The organism is Micromonospora alfalfae, from assembly GCF_022230925.1.
Lineage (GTDB): Bacteria > Actinomycetota > Actinomycetes > Mycobacteriales > Micromonosporaceae > Micromonospora > Micromonospora alfalfae.
The window spans coordinates 80,835-98,442 of the sequence record NZ_JAKKFH010000005.1; the positions used below are offsets into that span (position 1 = coordinate 80,835).

Sequence of the window (17,608 nt, forward strand, 5' to 3'; positions counted from 1 at the left end):
GGACCGAACGACGGGCTGACCGGCGCAGGGCTGACCGGGACCGTGGCACTGCCGCGTGGCGGGCCGCTCACCGGTTGCTCACCGCCGGCCACCGGGAAGTGACCCGCGTTCGGAGCGGGCGACGCCGGGCCGACCGGTGGGCGCCAGGGCAGCGGCGGGGGCCGCTCGGGCACCGTCTCCGGTGCCGGGGTCGGTGCTTCGGGAGCCCGTGGAAGGTGCGCCTCCGGCACCGGGACCCGCCCCTTGGCACTGCCGGAGCCCGATCGTCCGGTACCGTGCGCGGAGCCCCCGTCCGGGCGGTAGTGTGAATCTTCCCTCCCCACGACCCCCTCCTCCCCCAGCGAAAATCGGCTTGGGTGACACTACTTCGGTCCGAAGACTATGCGGCGGCCGGAGTCGGCGGGTGGGCATTCACCTGTCCGGAGGGGCCGCCAGTGGTTCCGTTAGCCAGCGTGGGCAGACGAGGGAGCGTGCAGATGGATTTCGACGTGACGGTTGAGATCCCCAAAGGTCACCGGAACAAGTACGAGGTGGACCACAAGACCGGCCGGATCCGGTTGGACCGCACCCTCTTCACCTCCACCCAGTACCCGGCCGACTACGGGTTCATCGAGGGCACTCTGGGCGAGGACGGCGACCCGCTGGACGCCCTCGTGCTGGTCCCCGAGCCGACCTTCCCGGGCTGTCTGATCCGCTGCCGCACCATCGGCATGTTCCGGATGACCGACGAGAAGGGCGGGGACGACAAGGTCCTCTGCGTGCCCTACGAGGACCCCCGCCAGGAGCACCTGCGCGACATCCACCACCTGGGCGAGTTCGACCGCCTGGAGATCCAGCACTTCTTCGAGGTCTACAAGGACCTGGAGCCCGGCAAGTCGGTGGAGGGCGCGACCTGGGTCGGCCGCACCGAGGCCGAGGCCGAGATCCACGCCTCCTACAAGCGGGCCCGCGACGCCGAGGCGCGCGGCGAATCCGCCCACTGACGACTGCTGACGCACCGGGCCCGAGGGTCGCTCATCCGAGCAACCCTCGGGCCCGTTCGTAGAGGTCGAGCACCGCGCAGGCGATCGGCACCACGGCGACCACCAGGGCCGTGTCGGTGAGGTCCGCAACCCTCCCGAGGTACGGCGAGACCGGCCGGCGGGCGTACCCGGTGCCGCTGGCGACCGCCACCAGGGCCAGCGCCGCCCCGCCCAGAACCAGCACCAACCGCCCGGTCTCGTCGGCCCGGCCGACCAGCACGGCACCCAGCGCCGCGTAGCCGGCCAGCCCGGCGAGCACCGTCGGCACCCGGTGTCGCAGCGCCACGAACAGCCGCGATCGCAGCAGCAGCACGGCCGAGGTGACCGCCACCAGCACCCGACCGGCGGTGCCACCGGCGATCACGAGTACGCCCGCTGTGGCCACCACCAGCAGCGCGTGGCCGATCAGCATCCCGGTGAGCGTCTCCTCGGTGCGGATCACCGCAGCGTGCACCCGGCCCTGGTCCGGCAGGTCCCGCACCCGCGCCGGCTCCTCCGCGGAGGTGGCGGCCGGCAGGGTGATCGGCGGCAGGGGCAGCTTGCCCAGTCGGATGGCCAACAGCGGGATCACGCCGACGGCGAAGACCAGTGCGCTGAGCAGAACCGCCGCCGTACCGGCCGTGGTCATCAGCAGTCCACCGAGCGCGGCCGCCGCGCCGATCAGGCCGACAGTGACACCGGCCACGAAGACCCGCAGTCGACTGGCCACCCCGAGGAGACCGATCAACGCCGCCAGCAGCAGCGCTACCGAGCCGGCCAGCAGTTCGGGAGCGCCCACCCAGCGGGCCGGGCCGATCGGCCCGACCGGGTCGCCGGAGCCGACGGCCAGGGCACCGGCCGTGAACGCGTAGGGCAGCGCGTAGCCGCCGAGCGTCGCCCCGGCGGCGCCGTCGCCGTTGGCGCGGGAGGCGACAGTGCCGGCCACCGTGAGCACCAGTGCCACAGTGACGGCCGCCAGCCAACCGGCTCGGTGCGTCGGGCCGCCGGCGAGCAGTGCGAGCAGGCCGACCGCGAGCGGGACGGAGGCACCGGCCAGACCGGCTGCCCGGGTGGCGGTGGGCGACCAGGCGCCGCCGCGGCGGCGAGCACCGTCGGCGATCGCCTCGATGACGTCGTCGTACTCCAACTCGGGCCAGTGCGCGCGGGCCGGCACGAGGTGCAGCACCTCACCGTCGCGGACTCCCTGCGGCAGCAGCGCCTGTGCGGTCACCAGCAACGCCCCGTCGGTGCGGCGGAGCACCCAACCGCCGTGCTGCTCGCCGTCGTCGGCGAGCCCGACACCGGCGTGCCGGAGCACGTCGGGCAGCAGCTCGGCCAGGGGTACCTGCTCCGGCAGGGCGACGTCCACCCGTCGTTGCGGCGCGCTGATGGTGACGCGTGCCAGCCCGGTAGTCATCGACTGGTCTCCATATCGAGGGGGATCGGAGGCTGCGCGGACGAGTGGACTTTACCTACCATGAGCCAGGCTCGGGTTACCCAGCGCTGTCAGGAGGCCGAGTGTCCACAGTCGTCATCAAGCGGCCACCGCGTCGACCAGCGCCGGAGATTCCCGCCGGTGAGCTGTCGGTCGACGCACCGCCGGAGATCCCCGTGGTGACCGGCGGGCGGTGGCAGCAGATGCTCATGCTGCTGCCCATGCTCGGCGGCACTGTCGCGATGGCGATGATGTTCGGCCGGGGCGGCGGGGCCTACTCGTACGTGGTGGGCGGCATGTTCGGGCTCTCCTCGTTGGCGATGCTCGTGACGTCCTGGGGCAGCGCCTCCGGCACCCCGAAGAAGTCCGAGATGATGGCCGCCCGCAGGGAGTACCTACGCCACCTGGCCACGCTGCGGCGGCGGGTCCGGCGGACCGCGGGCCAGCAACGGGCCGGGCTCTACTACCGGCACCCGGATCCGGGCCGGCTCTGGTCGACGGTGGACAGCCACCGGGTCTGGGAGCGGCGCCCCGCCGACCCCGATTTCGCTGTGGTGCGGGTCGCCGTCGGGCCGCAGACACTGGCCACCCCACTGGTCCCACCGGTCACCCGGCCGCTGGAGGAACTCGAGCCGATGACCGCCGGCGCGCTACGCCGCTTCCTGGACGCGTACTCCGTGGTGCCGGACCTGCCGGTGGCGCTGTCGCTGCGCAGCTTCGCCCGGGTGCACGTACGATCCGCCGGCCGCGGCCGGGCGACCACCCCGACCACCGGCGGGCCACCGACCGGCGACCCGGCGGCGCAGGCGCTGGTCCGGGCCGTGCTGACCCAGCTGGCGGTCTTCCACGCCCCCGACGAGCTGCTCGTCGCGGTCTGCGCCGGGCCGGAGCGCCGCGCCTGCTGGGAGTGGGTGAAGTGGCTCCCGCACGCTCACCATCCCGGCCGCACCGACGCGCTCGGCCCGGTACGCCTGGTCACCAGCTCGGCCGCCGAGTTGGAGTCGCTGCTGGCCGACGTGCTGGCCACCCGGTCCCGGTTCAGCCCTGCCGGCCCGGCCACCGACGGCCCGCACGTGGTGGTGGTCCTCGACGGCGGCGACCTGACCGGTGCCAGTGACCTGACCGGCGACGGCGGCATCGACGCGGTCACAGTGCTGGACCTGGACACCCCGCCGCCCCGACTGCTGGACCGGTACGCGCTGCTGCTGGAGCTGCACGGCCGGCGGCTGCACTCGCTGTCGTCCGACGGGCACGCCGAGGTGGGCACCGCCGACCAGGTGGAGCTGGCCGACGCCGAGGCGGTCGCCCGACGGTTGGCGCCGCTGCGGCTCGCCGGCGCGGCCAGAGGGCCGGACGCCCCGTTCCAGGCCGACCTGGGCCTCCCCGAGCTGCTCGGTCTCGGTGACCCGGAGAGCTTCACCGCGGAACAGGGCTGGTTGCCGCGTTCGGCACGGGACCGGTTGCGGGTGCCGATCGGGGTGGGCACGGACGGCGGCGCCATCGAGCTGGACCTCAAGGAGTCCGCCCAGGACGGCATGGGCCCGCACGGCCTGCTCATCGGGGCGACCGGCTCCGGCAAGTCCGAGCTGCTCCGCACGCTGGTACTGGGGCTCGCCGCCACGCACAGCTCCGAGCAGCTCAACTTCGTGCTCGTCGACTTCAAGGGTGGCGCCACCTTCACCTCGTTCGACAGGCTGCCGCACACCGCAGCCGTGATCACCAATCTGGCCGACGCGTTGCCCCTGGTCGATCGCATGGTGGACGCGATCAACGGTGAGTTGGTCCGCCGCCAGGAGTTGCTGCGGCGGGCCGGAAACTTCGCCAGCGTGCGCGACTACGAGCGGGCCAGGGCGGCCGGCAGCCCTCTCGCCCCGCTGCCGTCGTTGCTGCTGATCTGCGACGAATTCTCGGAGCTGCTCTCCGCCAAGCCCGACTTCATCGACCTGTTCGTGCAGATCGGCCGGCTGGGCAGGTCTCTCGGCGTGCACCTGCTGCTCGCCAGCCAGCGCCTGGAGGAGGGCCGGCTCCGCGGGTTGGACACCCACCTCTCGTACCGGATCGGGTTGCGCACCTTCTCGGCGCTGGAGTCCCGGACGGTGCTCGGCGTGGCGGACGCGCACGAGCTGCCCCGCTCACCGGGCCACGGCTACCTGCGTGCCGGCACCGACCCGCTGGCCCGGTTCAAGGCCGCGTACGTCTCCGGGGCCGTCCGCCGTCGGGCCGCGCCGGGCGGCGTCAACGCCGAGGGGGGCGCGCGGCTGCTGACCTTCACCACCCACGTCGTACCGGTGCCCGAGCCGGCAACCCCGGTGGTGCCCGTCGTGGCGGAGGAGGGCACCACGACGCTGCTCGACCTGCTGGTGGACCGGCTCGTCGGGCAGGGCCCGCCGGCGCACCAGGTCTGGCTCCCGCCGCTCGGCCAGCCGCCGGCCCTGGACGAGTTGCTCGGTCCGGTCGAGGTGCACCCGAAACGCGGGCTGACAGTTGGCAACCCTGAGCTGCACGGGGCACTCGGCGTGCCGATGGCGGTGGTGGACAGACCACTGGAGCAGCGCCGGGACCTGCTCTGGCTGGCACTGGACGGCGCTGCCGGGCACGTCGCTGTGGTCGGTGCGCCGCAGAGCGGCAAGTCCACAGCCCTGCGCACGCTGATCTGCGCGCTGGCGCTCACCCACACACCGGCCGAGGTGCAGGTCTACTGCCTCGACTTCGGCGGCGGCGGGTTGGCCGCGCTGCGCGACCTTCCGCACGTCGGCGGGGTGACCGGCCGCGCCGACCCGACCGCCGTACGACGCACGGTCGGCGAGATGACCACCCTGCTGGTCGACCGGGAACGCCGCTTCGCCGAGTTGGGCGTGGAGTCGATGGCCGCCTACCGGCAGCGCCGGGCGGCAGCGGGGACGGTGGGCCAGCCGGGCACCGACCCGTACGGCGACGTGTTCCTGGTGATCGACGGGTGGACCACCATCCGCGGCGAGTACGACGACCTGGAGCCACTCGTCACCGATCTGGCCACCCGGGGCCTGTCGTACGGGCTGCACGTGGTCGCCACCGGGCTGCGCTGGCTGGATTTCCGCCCCGCGATCCGGGACCTGTTCGGCTCCCGGCTGGAGTTGCGCCTCGGTGACCCGGCCGACTCGTTGGTGGCCCGGCGCGCGGCAGCCAACGTGCCGGAGCGCTCCGGCCGAGGCGTGACCGCGGAGGGCCTGCACTTCCTCACCGCGCTGCCCCAGCTCGGGACCGCCGGTGGAGACACAGCCGACCTGGTCAAGCGGGCCGCCGATGGGTGGGCGGGTGCCCCGGCGCCCCGGGTGCGGCTGCTCCCGCCGGTGCTGACGTACGCCGATCTGGACCTCACCTCGACGACCGGGCTGCGGCTGCCGATCGGGATCGCGGAGGCGGACCTGCGACCGGTGTTGCTCGACTTCGCCACCGAGCCGCACTTCGTGGTCTTCGGGGACTCGGAGTGCGGCAAGTCGTCGTTCCTGCGCGCGCTGGCCACGTCGATCATCACCCGGTTCACTCCCGAGCAGGCCCGGGTGATCCTCGTCGACTACCGGCGCAGCCTGCTCGGTGCCATCGAGACGCCGCACCTGATCGGGTACGGCACCGCGGCGGCACACACCGCTGACCTGGTCGAGTCGGCCGCCGGTTACCTGGAGCGGCGGGCTCCCGGGCCGGAGGTCACCCCGCAGCAGCTGCGGGACCGGTCCTGGTGGTCCGGGCCGGAGCTGTTCGTGCTGGTGGACGACTACGACCTGGTGGCGGCCGGGCCGGCGAACCCGTTGCGCGCGTTGGAGGAGCACCTGCCGCACGCCCGGGACATCGGGCTGCACCTGGTGCTGGCCCGCCGTTCCGGTGGGGCGAGCCGGGCCCAGTACGAGCCGATCGTGCAGCGCCTGCGGGAGCTGTCCACGGCCGGCCTGGTGATGGCGGGCAGCCCCGAGGAGGGCGCACTCGTCGGGCCGGTGCGACCCGGACCGCTGCCGCCGGGGCGTGGTCGGTTGGTCACCCGGCGGGAGGGCGTACGCCTTGTTCAGCTGGCACAACTGCCACCGCAATGACCTGACTCGCCGGTTCTTCCCGTGACGGGTGGGGATACCGGTAATCTCCGATCGTCATGGTTCCGTCGGGATGAATGGCTGGGTATGTGACTGGGGTGCGGTACAGCGGTCCGTCAGCGGCCCGACGAGCGACCGGCCGGGCGCTGCTCGGCGTGGCAGCGGCGCTTGCTGTCGTGGCGCCGACCGCGGCAGCCGTGCCGGTCGCCGCGCCCACCAACGGTGGACAGCTTGCCGGCGCGCCGATGGCGTTCGCCCCCGGTGACGCCGTCGCCCGCACCGACCAGGTCCGCGACGAGCAGTGGCAGCTCGACGAGTTGCAGGCCGAGACGGCGTGGCGCAGCTCGACCGGCCGGGGAGTGACGGTGGCGGTGGTCGACTCCGGAGTGGACGGCAACCACCCCGACCTTGTTGGCCAGGTGCTGCCCGGCAAGGACCTGGTCGGCCCCGGTGGTGCGCCGGGCCCGGACCCGGTGGGTCACGGCACCACTGTCGCCGGCCTGATCGCAGGGCGCAACGACGACAAGCGGGGCGTGGTCGGCCTCGCACCGGACGCCCGGATCCTGCCGGTCCGCGTGCTGGACGAGGAGAATCGGTACGACGACGCGCTGATCGTCGCCCAGGGGGTCCGCTGGGCGGTCGACAACGGCGCCCGTGTGATCAACCTGTCGCTGGGCGGTAGCGGTGACAGCCCGGCCCTGGCCGCCGCCCTGGACTACGCATTCGTCCGGGACGTGGTCGTGATCGCCTGCACCGGCAACCTGGCCACCTCCACCAGCACCAAGGTCTGGTACCCGGCTCGGGAGCCTGGTGTGATCGCGGTGTCCGGTCTCGAACGCAGCAGCGACAACCTGTGGTCCGGCTCGATCACCGGCCGGGCGACGGTGCTCACCGCTCCCGCCAGCGGCCTGGTCGGCGCCAAGCCTCCCGGCGGGTACTGGCGGGTGCAGGGCACCAGCTTCGCCGCGCCACTGGTGGCGGCGACCGCCGCGCTGGTCCGGTCCCGCTATCCGCAGATGCCCGCGGGTGAGGTGGTCAACCGGTTGTTGGCCACCGCCCGGGACCTGGGCCCGACCGGGCGGGACGACCGCTTCGGGTACGGGGTCGTCGACCCGGTGGCCGCGTTGACCGCTCAGGTGCCGTCGGTGACCGCCAACCCGCTGGACGACCAGACGTCGCCGGGCGTCACCGGTTTCGGTCCGGCGCCCGGCTCGGTCGACGACGATCCGGTGGCCGGCGCCGGTAGCGATCCACTCGGTCTCGCCGCATCCGGTCAGCACAGCCGCTGGACGGCTCGGGCGGCGGGCGGTCAGGACACCTCCGCGCCGGAGCAGCTGTGGACCATTGTCGTGCTCCTCGTCGCTCTGGTCGGCGGCGCGGCCCTGATGGTGCGCCGGCTGCGTCAGCGGACCCGTTGATCGTGACCGGCCGGCAGGCCTGACCGGCCGCCCGGCCGGGTAGAACGGACCCATGAGTACGCACCGGCCGCCCACCCTCGCCCCCACCGGCCAGCCGTCCTGGCGGCGCCGCCGATTCGACCCGGACCATGCGCTGGGTCTGCGGCTCACTCTCGCCGCGACGGCGGCGTTCCTGGTGCTGGTGCCGTTCGCGCTGCTCACACTGCTGGTGCTCGGTGCCTGGGCGCCGCTGCACCGGCTGGACGCGGCGGTCACCGACGCGCTGCACAGCTACGCCCAGGATCACCCGGCGTGGGTCATGCTGATGCGGGTCTGGACCGAGGTGTTCGCACCGATGCCACTGCGCGCCGTCGCCCTGCTCCTGGTGGTCCTGCTGCTGCGCCGGGGAGCCCGCCGGCTGGCCCTCTGGGCGGCCACCACAATGGTCGTCGGCGGGTTGATCGGTCCGCTGCTCAAGTTGCTGGTCGGCCGGGACCGGCCGGAGTTGCTGGACCCGGTGGCTCGGGCCGCCGGTTATTCGTTCCCCTCCGGGCACGCGCTGAACGCCACCCTGGCCGCCGGGGTGCTGCTGCTGGTGCTGCTGCCGTACGCCGGGCGGGGTTTGGCGCGGGCCGCGCTCTGGGTGGCGGCGGTCCTGCTCACAGTGGTGACCGGGCTGAGCAGGGTGACGTTGGGCGTGCACTTCACCAGTGACGTGGTGGGTGGATGGCTGCTCGGTGTGGCGGTGGTCGCGGCTACCACCGCCGCGTTCACCAGTTGGCGGGCACACACAGGTCTCCGGCCGGTCCGACCGACCCGCGACGGCATCGCTCCCGAGGTCGAGCGGCATCCGGGGGCAGCCTGAGGAGTGACGACGCGGCCGGCCGGGTACTGGCCGACTCATGTCCGAGACCGTGGTCCAGATCCTCCGGCGGGTGCTGCTGCCGGTGTCCCTCCTGCTCGGGCTCATGGTGCTGCTCGGGGTGCTGGTCACTCGGGTGTTCGCCCGGACCTGGCCGTTCACCGTGGAGGACGCGGTGAACCGGGAGTTGGCCGCCGACCGCACCGGCGACTGGAACAACGTTTCGCTGGTGTTCAGCACGCTGGCCAGCACCCAGATGATCGTCGCGGTCACGGTGCTGGTGGCGCTGGCGCTGCGGCTCTGGCTGAAGCGCTGGCGCGAGCCGCTGTTCCTGTGCGCGGCGGTGACCGCCCAGGCACTGGTATTCCTGCTGACCACGCTGGCAATCGACAGGCGGCGGCCGGCTGTGGAGCACATGGACGTCTCGCCACCGACGTCGAGCTTTCCGTCCGGGCACACCTCGGCGGCGGTGGCGCTCTACGTCGGCATCGCCGTGCTGCTGGCGCTGCGGGCACGGAGCACCGGCGCGAAGGTCGCCTGGTGGACGCTGCTGCTGATGGTGCCGCTGGGCGTGGCGGTGACCCGGATGTACCGGGGAATGCACCACCCGAGCGACGTGGTGGCGTCCTTCCTCAACGGCGGCACGTGCGTCGCGATCATGGCCCGTGCCGTGCTGGACCGGGGGCTGCGGTGGGGACGGGCGAAGCTACCGACCGTCGGGCGTCGCCCCCTGCCGGCTCAGGGCTGAGCTGGCCGCGCAGCGACGCTCAGGTGCACTCACCGGTGGCGACCTGCCGGTTGCGTTCGGCACCGGCCAACGCCACCGGGCGGGCCTCGGCCGCCGTCACGGCGAAGCCGGTGTTCGGGTCGTCGGACGCCGCCGCGAAGATCACGCCGAGCACCAGGCCGTTGGCGGAGAGCAGGGGACCGCCCGAGTTGCCGCTGCGAACCAGCGCCCGGATCGTGTAGATCTCCCGGGTCACCTCACTGGACGAGTAGATGTCCGGTCCCTTGATCCGGTCGACGTCCCGGACCCGCGCCGACTGCGCGTTGTACGGGCCGTCGAGCGGGAAGCCGAGCACTATGGCGTCGGAGCCGCTGCCCGCGTTGCCGGCGGCGAACCGCAGGGACGGCCCGGGCAGCCCGGGCACGAGCAGCACCGCCAGATCCCGGTTCGGGTCGTAGACCACCACCTTGCCGTCGTACCGCTCGCCGCCCAGCTCCACGGCGACCGAGCGGGTGCCGGCCACCACGTGCGCGTTGGTCATCACCCGGTCGTCCGCGTACACGAAGCCGGAGCCCTCGATCCGGCGTGAGCAGCTGGGCGCGGAGCCGAGCACCTTCACCACCGACTGCTGACCGCTGACCACCACCTGCGAGCCGGCCAGAGCCGGGTCCGGCGGATCGACCTGCCGGGCCCGGGTGGGCGCGAGGTCACCGAAGACGTCCGGGAACCCGTCGGTGTCGACGGTGTCCTCCAGCGCCGTGGACAGCTGCTGGGCCTGCTCCGGCAGAACCTGGTTGACCACCGTGATCAACGCGCTGTTGCGGACCGAGGCGGCGAGCCAGGGCACCGAGGACGAGCCGAGCGGCACGGCGACCAGCCAGGCGAGCAGGAGCACCGCGAACAGCGAGACGAGCGCCCCACCGACGTCGTCGGCCCGTTTGCCGACGTCGCTGGTGATCGTCTTACGCAGGTGCGAGCCGAGCCAACCGGCGAGTGCCTGCCCGACAACTGCCAGCCCGAAGATGGCCACCAGCGAGATCAGCACACGGGTGCCGGCGTCGACGAACTGTCTGGCGAACAGCGGCCCGAGCTGGAGACCCAGCAGCAGACCCAGGAAGAAGCCGGACAACGACGTGACGCCGATGACGAAACCCTGGCGGTATCCGCTGATCGCGAACACGAGCATGAGCAGCAGCAGGACGAGATCCACGACGGACACGGGTCAAGCGTACGGGCAGTGTGCCCACCGGATGACCATCGCTTGCGGATGGTGACCGTGCGGTCAGCGCAGGGCGTTCTCGTCAGCCTGGTCGGTGCCGGCGGACGGGGCCGGTGTGGCACCGGTCGGCGGAAGCTCCACCACCCGGCCGCGCGACCACGGACGGGCCCAGCCGCCCATCTCGAGCAGGGTGGCGAGCACCCCGGCGGTGAAGCCCCAGACGAGCATCCCGCGTGCCGAGAACGCCGGCCCGATCCAGCCGCTCGGGTGCCGGACCAACAGTCGGTTGGCCGGATCGACCAGCTCGCTGACCGGCAGGCGGGCGACGTGAGCCACCTCGGCCGGTTCCCGTGGGTGCACCGGGTGCGGATCGTGCCACCAGGCCAGCACGGGCGTGACCACGAAGTCGCTGACCGGGATCCACAGTTTCGGCAGCTCGGCCAGCACTGTCACGCTGGCCGGGTCGAGGCCCACCTCCTCGTTCGCCTCACGCAGGGCGGTGGCGCGGACGTCGGCGTCCTCCGGGTCGGCCGCACCACCGGGAAAGGCGGGCTGGCCGGCGTGGTTGCGCAGGGTGGCGGCGCGTTGCAGGACCAGCACGTCGGGGCCCGCGCCGGGCTGCTCGCCGAGCAGCACCAGCACGGCGCTCTCCCGACCGCCCTCGGCGGGCGTGACCAGCCTGGTGAAGTCCTCGGCGCGGGCGGTGCCCAGCCGGGTCAGCAACGGCTCGATCCACTCGGGGGGCCGACGGGTCACGCCGGCACCGCCAGGCCCAGGTGCTGGCCGACCAGCTTGGCGAGCTTCGCGTCGTCGAGAGCGCCGCTGGCGTCGATGTGCCGGACCTGACCGTCGGCGTCGACGAAGAGGGTCAGCGGAATCGCGTTGCGCTTCAGCTCGCGCTGGAGCGCCTCGCCCTGGTCCACAAGGATCGGGAACCGGACGCCGAAGTCCTCACCGATGGACTGGGCGCCGCCCCGGCTGTCCCGACTGTTGACTCCGACCACCTGGAGCTGACCGGCGGCCCGCTCGCTGAGGCGCTGGAAGGCGGGCAGCTCCTTGCGGCACGGCGGGCACCAGGAAGCCCACACGTTGATCACCGCCGGCCCGGCCACCTCCCGCAGCACGACCGGGGCACCGCCGGTGAAGCAGGAGAGCGTCAGCTCCGGCAGCGCCGACCCGCCCGCCGCGCGGGCCGTCGGGCCGGGCGTTCCGGGGGCCGTCGGGCCTGAGCCGGGCGACGCCGGGATCGCCGTTGCCGGGGTCGCCGTCCCGGAGCCCTGTGCCGCGGCAGTGGGTGCCGTGCTCAGCGCGGCGCAGTCCCGGAACGGGGACGGACGCTCGGCGGCGGCCGGGCGGGGGGCTGGCTCGTCGTCGGCGGTGCCACTGGTGCAACCGGTGACCGCCAGCAGCAGCGGCAGGACGGCGAGGGCGAGGCGTCGGCGGTTCACGGCACCTCCGCCGCGATCGCCTGCGCCGGGACCAGCTCCGGATCGACCCCGGCAGCCACCGCGAGGTCGCGCGCCCGAGGGCCCTTGAGCAGCTTGGCGGCGGCCGCCGGCTCGGTCGGCCCGGTGCCGTACGAAGGGCAGAGCTTCGCGAGCGTGCAGGCACCGCAGGCCGGCTTGCGGGCGTGGCAGACCCGTCGCCCGTGGAAGATGATCCGGTGCGAGAGCATGGTCCAGTCGCGCTTGTCGTACAGGGCGCCGATCGCGTGCTCGATCTTGACCGGGTCGGTCTCGGTGGTCAGCCGCCACCGGTGGACCAGCCGCTGGAAGTGCGTGTCGACAGTGATGCCCGGGACGTCGAAGGCGTTGCCCAGGATCACGTTGGCGGTCTTGCGGCCGATGCCGGGGAGCGTCACCAGGTCGACGAGCCGACCCGGGACCGTGCCGTCGTACCGGTCGAGGAGGGCCTGACCGAGCTTGAGCAGTGAGTCGGTCTTGTTGCGGTAGAAGCCGGTGGGCCGGATCAGCTCCTCCATCTCGCCCCGGTCTGCGGCGGCGTACGCGGCAGCGCTCGGGTAGCGGGCGAAGAGTTTCGGGGTGACCTCGTTGACCTTCTTGTCAGTGCACTGTGCGGACAGGATCGTGGCGACGGCCAGCTCCAGGGCATTGGAGTGGTCCAGCTCACAATGCGCGTCGGGATGCGTCTCGGCCAGCACCCGGCCGATCTTGCGGGCACGGCGTTTGCGCCCGAGATCGGTCTCGCTGGCACCGGGAGGGCTACTGGTCACGACGGTCAGCCTACGTCGCACCCCGGACGCTTCTCCTCGGGTCAGCCGGCGGTCGGCGCCGAGATCTTCCCCTGCCCATCGAGGCGAGCGCCGCCCTTCGGGAAGTCGGCGCGACTCAACTCGGTGACCAGGCCCAGGCCCCGATCATCCGGGTCCATCGTCGGCTTGCCCGCCGAGTTCATGTACGTGGAGGTGAACGAGCCGCCGGCCCAACTGCCGTCCGGCTTGAGCGACACCTTCAGCACCCCGCCCCAGCCGAGGCGACCGTCGTTGCTCAGCGAGTTGCCGCCGCCGGCGAAGTTGCCCAGGCTGTACGCGATCAGGCGCCCCTGGTAGAACTCCATCCCGCGCAACACGTGCGGGCCGTGCCCGACGATCAGGTCGGCGCCAGCGTCGATCATGGCGTGCGAGAACTTCACCGGGTCGCCCCGGTTTTCGCCCAGGAACATCTCGGTGCCCGGCTTCACCCGGGTCTTGTCGACGCCCTCGCCACCCATGTGCACCTGCACCACGACCAGGTCGGCCATGGTGGCGGCCTTGGCGACCACCGCCTTCGCCTTGTCGATGTTGACGAGGCTGTTGGACCAGACGTACGACGAGAACCCGGCGACGGCGACCTTGACGCCCTTGACGTCGACCACTGTGATTTCGTTCGGTGCGCCGGTGTGCTCCAGGTCGTACTTCTTCAGCGCCTTCTGGGTGTTCTCGTAGCCCTTGGGCCCGTAGTCGTAGCCGTGGTTGTTGGCCTGGTTGAGCACGTCGAAGCCGGCGTCGCGCAGGTGGGCGGCGTACTCCGGCGGGGCGCGGAACTGGAAGCAGCGGGTGGAGTTCGCCCCGCACTTGCCGGTGCCGGTGTCGACAGTCAGCGGCTCCTCCAGGTTGCCCATCACCAGGTCGGCCTTGAGGGCCGCGGTGACCGAGTTGAAGAAGCCCTTGCCGCCGTCGGCGGGCAGCCGAGCGGGCGCGTTGCCCATGATGATGTCGCCGGTGGCGGAGAGCGAGATCGCGCCACCCTGACCGGACGATGCGGACCCGGTGGCCTTCGGGCCGGCAGTGGAGACCGGCGCGCCGGTGCCACCACCTCCCGCGCCGGGCTGCCAGACGGGTGCCTCACCACCGGGGTCGGCACAGCCGGCCACGAGGAGGGCGGCCAGCAGCGCGGCGAGGCCGAGGGCGACGCGGCGGCGCGGGCGGGACGCGAGGGGGGCGGGAGCATACATCGCCCGCGACCCTACCGGTCGTTAAACACGCCAACGACAGCCGATCGGGTGGACTTTGCGCCAGTGAGCTGGTCGGACCACGGCACGACCGGCCGGGAACCACCGGCGAGCACCGCCGCGTGCACCGCTCGGGCGAGCGGGGCGCCCCAGGTGGAGCGCGGTCCGCCGTACGCGGCCTCCGGCCCGTCCACCGGGCAGAGCACTGTGACAGCGTCGGTGGGCGTGCCGGTCCCCGGAACCCCCAGCTCGGTGATCGCCTGGGTCTTCGCCTCGGTAGCGGTGGCCACCGCGTTGACCAGCGCCGAGTCGGCGAGCCGGGCCGGCACGTACACCACGATGTTGACAGTGCCGACGCGTTGGGTGAGCGCGGCCGGCGTCGGCGCGGCCGCGGGCACCGGCGTGCCGAGCCCGACCGTCGCCCAGGCCCGCACCCCGGCGTCGGTTCGCGCCACCACCTCGGTCACATCAACGCCGGTCAGCAGACCGATCCCGGGCCCGTCGAGGGCCAGCTCGGCGGCGAGCGAGGCCAGGTGCGCCGCCGGGTCCTCCCGGTCGTACGACATCGGTACAGTCGCGTTCAACACCCACCGCCGGACCCCGATGCCACCGCCCAGCGGAGCGCTGCTGACCGCCCGCAGGGGCACGTCCGCGCGCCAGACGAGCAGCGGGACGTGCCGCCCGTCCTCGGGGCGGCTGGTCAGAGTCGGCTCGTTCAGCACGTCGGGCAGGTTACGCCCTGCGATCACGATTCCAGGGGCGACCTCTGATTCATGCTCACGTGCGCCTAGACTTGGCGGCGCGCGAGGGGATCAGCGGACGGCGGCCCCGGCCGACGGACGGCACGCGCAACCGGAGGTGCGCAATGGACGAGGTACTGGCCCGCAGCGGGATCTTCCAGGGTGTTGACCCGGAAGCTGCCGAGGCGCTTGCCAAGGAGATGGAGACGATCGAGGTCCGCAAGGGCGAGATCGTCTTCAATGAGGGCGAGCCCGGTGACAGCCTCTACATCCTGCTGTCCGGGAAGATCAAGGTTGGTCGCCGCGCAGCGGACGGCCGGCAGAACCTCATCGCGGTGATGGGGCCGTCGGACATGGTCGGTGAGCTGTCGCTCTTCGACCCGGGTCCGCGTACGGCGACCGCCACCGCGGTGACCGACACCCGGCTGGTGCGGCTGCGTAAGCAGGCGCTGCGGCCGTGGCTCAACAACCGCCCGGAGATCGCCGAGCAGTTGCTCCGGGTGCTCGCCCGGCGGCTGCGCCGGACCAACGACTCGCTCGCCGACCTGATCTTCACGGACGTGCCGGGCCGGGTCGCCAAGAACCTGCTCCAGATGGCGGGCCGCTTCGGCACCCGCGACGGCGGCGTTCTGCGGGTGACCCATGACCTCACCCAGGAGGAGATCGCCCAGCTCGTCGGCGCCTCCCGGGAGACGGTCAACAAGGCGCTGGCCGACTTCGCCTCGCGCGGCTGGCTGCGGTTGGACGGCAAGAGCATCATCATCCTGGACCCGGAGCGCCTGGCCCGTCGCGCCCGCGTCTGAGCAGCACCAAACGTCCCCGCCCACCGTCACCGACGGTGGGCGGGGACGTTTCTGCCGTCTGCCCGACGCAGAATCGCTGGTGTGGAGGCGGTGCCCCTGGTGAGGCTGGGGCCCATGATGAACCGAGTTGCGGTGCTCTCCGACATCCATGGTGTCCTGCCGGCGCTGGAGGCCGTACTGGCCGAGCCTGACGTCGCCGCCGCCGATCTGATCGTGCTCACCGGCGACATCGCCGCCGGCCCGCAGCCGGTCGAGGTGCTGGACGTGCTCGCCGAGCTGGGCGACCGGGTGTGCTGGGTCGGCGGCAATTGCGAACGCGAGCTGGTCGAGGCCCGGGCCGGCCGCCCGGCGTCGATCGAGGTGTCGAACTGGGCCGCCGGCCAGTTGCGCGACGACCAGGTGGCCCGGCTTGCCGCGCTGCCGGCGACTGTGACGCTGGAGATCGACGGCCTCGGGCCGACGCTGTTCTGCCACGCCACGCCCCGTGACGACGAGGAGGTCGTGCTCGTCGACTCCCGGATGGCGCGCTGGGCCGAGGTGTTCGACGGTCTCCCCGCCGAGGTTTCCACTGTGGTCTGCGGCCACACGCACATGCCGTTCACCCGGCTGGTCGACCGGCGTCTGGTGGTCAACCCGGGCAGCATCGGCATGCCGTACGGGGGCGCGGGCGCGTGGTGGGCGCTGCTCGGGCCGGGCGTCCAACTGCGCCGCACCGCCTTCGACGTGGACGCGGCCTGCGCCCGGGTGGCTGCCGAGTCGACCTTCCCCGACGCCGCCGCCTGGGCCGACGAGTACCTGCGCTCCCGGCACAGCGACGCCGACGCGCTGACCGCCTTCGGCCCCCGCGACGGCCGCTGAGCCGGCCGGCGGACGGCAGGCGGCCGCTAGGCGGCGGGCGGCGGGCGGCGGCAGGCGGCGGCAGGCGGCCTCAGGCGGCGGCAGGCGGCAGGCGGGATACCGGTCAGGGACCCTTTGGAGCTGAATCGTTTGCGGCATCAGCAGTAGGTGATCGGCAGGCCGAACCGCGAACGCGGTCGACGGGCGCGGGCGCGGGCGACGGGCGCGGTCGCGGGCGACGGGCGCGGTCGCGGGCGACGGGCGACGGGCGCGGGCGACGGGCGACGGGCGATTCGTTTGTGACATCAGCTCCATAGCGAGACGAGCAACCCAGGCCCTCCTCCCGCGCCGCACCACCGCGAGCCCAGCCGGGCGTCGCGGGCTCGGAAAAAGTCAGTCTTGACTGTTTGTTTCGTAGGCAGCAGGCTGTCTCAGTGCCCACCGCATCGACGCGTGTCCCGCAGCAGGAACGCAGCCGCGCCACCCAGGCCCGGCTGCTGGAGGCGACAGTCGACTGCCTGATCGAGCACGGTTGGTCCGGCACCACCACCACAGTCGTCGCGGCGCGGGCCGGCGTTTCGCGTGGGGCACAGCTGCACCACTACCCGACGAAGGCGGCGCTGGTGACGGCCGCGGTGGCCCATCTGGCCGAGCGCCGGGCCGACGAGTTGCGCACCGAGGCCGAGGCGCTGCCGGCTGGTCCGCAGCGGTTGGACCGGGTCGTCGACCTGCTCGCCGTGGCGTTCACCGGGCCGCTGTTCGTGGCCGCGCTCGAGCTCTGGGTCGCCGCCCGCACCGATCGGGAACTGCGGGACGCCCTGGTGCCGTTGGAGGCGACGGTCGGGCGGGAGATGCACCGGCTCACAGTCGCCCTGCTCGGTGTCGACGAACGTCGACCCGGTGTCCGCGAAGCGGTGCAGGCGACGCTCGATCTGCTCCGTGGGCTCGGGGTGGCCAACCTGCTCAGCGACGACTCCGCCCGTCGGGCCGCCCTGTTGACCACCTGGAAGCGCCAGCTCGCCACCCTGCTCACGCCCTGACCGCCGGCCGCACCGGCCACCACCGACCGGAGGCAT

At 72.8% G+C, this 17,608-nt stretch carries 15 protein-coding genes; 8 read left to right on the forward strand and 7 right to left on the reverse strand.

The features are described from left to right. The first annotated feature begins 476 nt into the window (after positions 1–476). Positions 477–983, forward strand: a complete 507-nt coding sequence (locus tag MED01_RS04200; RefSeq protein ID WP_196920121.1) for an inorganic diphosphatase — start codon at positions 477–479, stop codon at positions 981–983. A 31-nt stretch (positions 984–1,014) separates the two neighbouring features. Here MED01_RS04200 and eccD read toward each other — a convergent pair whose 3' ends face one another. After that, entirely contained in the window at positions 1,015–2,418 is a 1,404-nt protein-coding gene (eccD, locus tag MED01_RS04205) for a type VII secretion integral membrane protein EccD (RefSeq protein WP_238667233.1), read from the reverse strand. A gap of 101 nt (positions 2,419–2,519) precedes the next feature. On the opposite strand from eccD, the gene eccCa reads away from it, so the two are divergent. The 4 genes from eccCa to MED01_RS04225 all read left to right on the forward strand — a co-directional run bounded on the left by eccCa (position 2,520) and on the right by MED01_RS04225 (position 9,504). Next, a complete protein-coding gene (eccCa, locus tag MED01_RS04210) occupies positions 2,520–6,500 on the forward strand; it encodes a type VII secretion protein EccCa (RefSeq protein ID WP_238667234.1) in 3,981 nt (1,326 codons plus the stop codon). A gap of 74 nt (positions 6,501–6,574) precedes the next feature. Continuing rightward, the gene (gene mycP, locus MED01_RS04215; protein ID WP_238667235.1) at positions 6,575–7,915 is read left to right on the forward strand and encodes a type VII secretion-associated serine protease mycosin; all 1,341 of its coding nucleotides are present in this window, start codon (positions 6,575–6,577) and stop codon (positions 7,913–7,915) included. Positions 7,916–7,967: 52 nt separating this feature from the next. Next, a complete protein-coding gene (locus MED01_RS04220; protein WP_238667236.1) occupies positions 7,968–8,759 on the forward strand; it encodes a phosphatase PAP2 family protein in 792 nt (263 codons plus the stop codon). A 37-nt stretch (positions 8,760–8,796) separates the two neighbouring features. Continuing rightward, on the forward strand, positions 8,797–9,504 hold the full coding sequence (locus MED01_RS04225) for a phosphatase PAP2 family protein (RefSeq protein WP_238667237.1): 708 nt from the start codon (positions 8,797–8,799) through the stop codon (positions 9,502–9,504). A 19-nt stretch (positions 9,505–9,523) separates the two neighbouring features. On the opposite strand, the gene MED01_RS04230 is transcribed toward MED01_RS04225, so the two are convergent. From MED01_RS04230 to MED01_RS04255, 6 genes are all read right to left on the reverse strand, one after another. After that, a complete protein-coding gene (locus MED01_RS04230) occupies positions 9,524–10,702 on the reverse strand; it encodes a MarP family serine protease (RefSeq protein WP_091403296.1) in 1,179 nt (392 codons plus the stop codon). 63 nt (positions 10,703–10,765) lie between these two features. Beyond that, entirely contained in the window at positions 10,766–11,458 is a 693-nt protein-coding gene (locus MED01_RS04235; RefSeq protein ID WP_238667238.1) for an NUDIX hydrolase, read from the reverse strand. After that, entirely contained in the window at positions 11,455–12,150 is a 696-nt protein-coding gene (locus MED01_RS04240) for a TlpA family protein disulfide reductase (RefSeq protein WP_238667239.1), read from the reverse strand. The genes MED01_RS04235 and MED01_RS04240 overlap by 4 nt, the downstream gene beginning before the upstream one ends. Then, a complete protein-coding gene (gene nth, locus MED01_RS04245) occupies positions 12,147–12,935 on the reverse strand; it encodes an endonuclease III (protein ID WP_308193408.1) in 789 nt (262 codons plus the stop codon). The genes MED01_RS04240 and nth overlap by 4 nt, the downstream gene beginning before the upstream one ends. A 41-nt stretch (positions 12,936–12,976) precedes the next feature. After that, on the reverse strand, positions 12,977–14,155 hold the full coding sequence (locus MED01_RS04250) for a CapA family protein (protein ID WP_238667241.1): 1,179 nt from the start codon (positions 14,153–14,155) through the stop codon (positions 12,977–12,979). 11 nt (positions 14,156–14,166) lie between these two features. Next, positions 14,167–14,874 (reverse strand): adenosylcobinamide amidohydrolase, encoded by a 708-nt coding sequence (locus MED01_RS04255; protein ID WP_238667242.1) that lies wholly within the window; start codon positions 14,872–14,874, stop codon positions 14,167–14,169. Between the two features lie 143 nt (positions 14,875–15,017). Here MED01_RS04255 and MED01_RS04260 point away from each other — a divergent pair, with 143 nt between their 5' ends. The 3 genes from MED01_RS04260 (at position 15,018) to MED01_RS04270 (ending at position 17,572) form a co-directional block, all read left to right on the forward strand. Then, positions 15,018–15,695, forward strand: coding sequence for a Crp/Fnr family transcriptional regulator (locus MED01_RS04260; protein ID WP_007466162.1), 678 nt, complete (start codon positions 15,018–15,020; stop codon positions 15,693–15,695). Between the two features lie 114 nt (positions 15,696–15,809). Further along, positions 15,810–16,553: a metallophosphoesterase family protein gene (locus MED01_RS04265; RefSeq protein ID WP_238667243.1), complete on the forward strand. Its 744-nt coding sequence runs from the start codon at positions 15,810–15,812 to the stop codon at positions 16,551–16,553. A 413-nt stretch (positions 16,554–16,966) separates the two neighbouring features. Further along, on the forward strand, positions 16,967–17,572 hold the full coding sequence (locus MED01_RS04270; RefSeq protein ID WP_091403316.1) for a TetR/AcrR family transcriptional regulator: 606 nt from the start codon (positions 16,967–16,969) through the stop codon (positions 17,570–17,572). Positions 17,573–17,608 lie beyond the last annotated feature (36 nt).

Coding starts and splice junctions, on each gene's coding strand:
- MED01_RS04200 (WP_196920121.1), top strand. CDS start 477: ATGGATTTCGACGTGACGGTTGAGATCCCCAAAGGTCACCGGAACAAG.
- eccD (WP_238667233.1), bottom strand. CDS start 2,418: ATGACTACCGGGCTGGCACGCGTCACCATCAGCGCGCCGCAACGACGG.
- mycP (WP_238667235.1), top strand. CDS start 6,575: ATGGCTGGGTATGTGACTGGGGTGCGGTACAGCGGTCCGTCAGCGGCC.
- MED01_RS04220 (WP_238667236.1), top strand. CDS start 7,968: ATGAGTACGCACCGGCCGCCCACCCTCGCCCCCACCGGCCAGCCGTCC.
- MED01_RS04225 (WP_238667237.1), top strand. CDS start 8,797: ATGTCCGAGACCGTGGTCCAGATCCTCCGGCGGGTGCTGCTGCCGGTG.
- MED01_RS04250 (WP_238667241.1), bottom strand. CDS start 14,155: ATGTATGCTCCCGCCCCCCTCGCGTCCCGCCCGCGCCGCCGCGTCGCC.
- MED01_RS04260 (WP_007466162.1), top strand. CDS start 15,018: ATGGACGAGGTACTGGCCCGCAGCGGGATCTTCCAGGGTGTTGACCCG.
- MED01_RS04265 (WP_238667243.1), top strand. CDS start 15,810: ATGATGAACCGAGTTGCGGTGCTCTCCGACATCCATGGTGTCCTGCCG.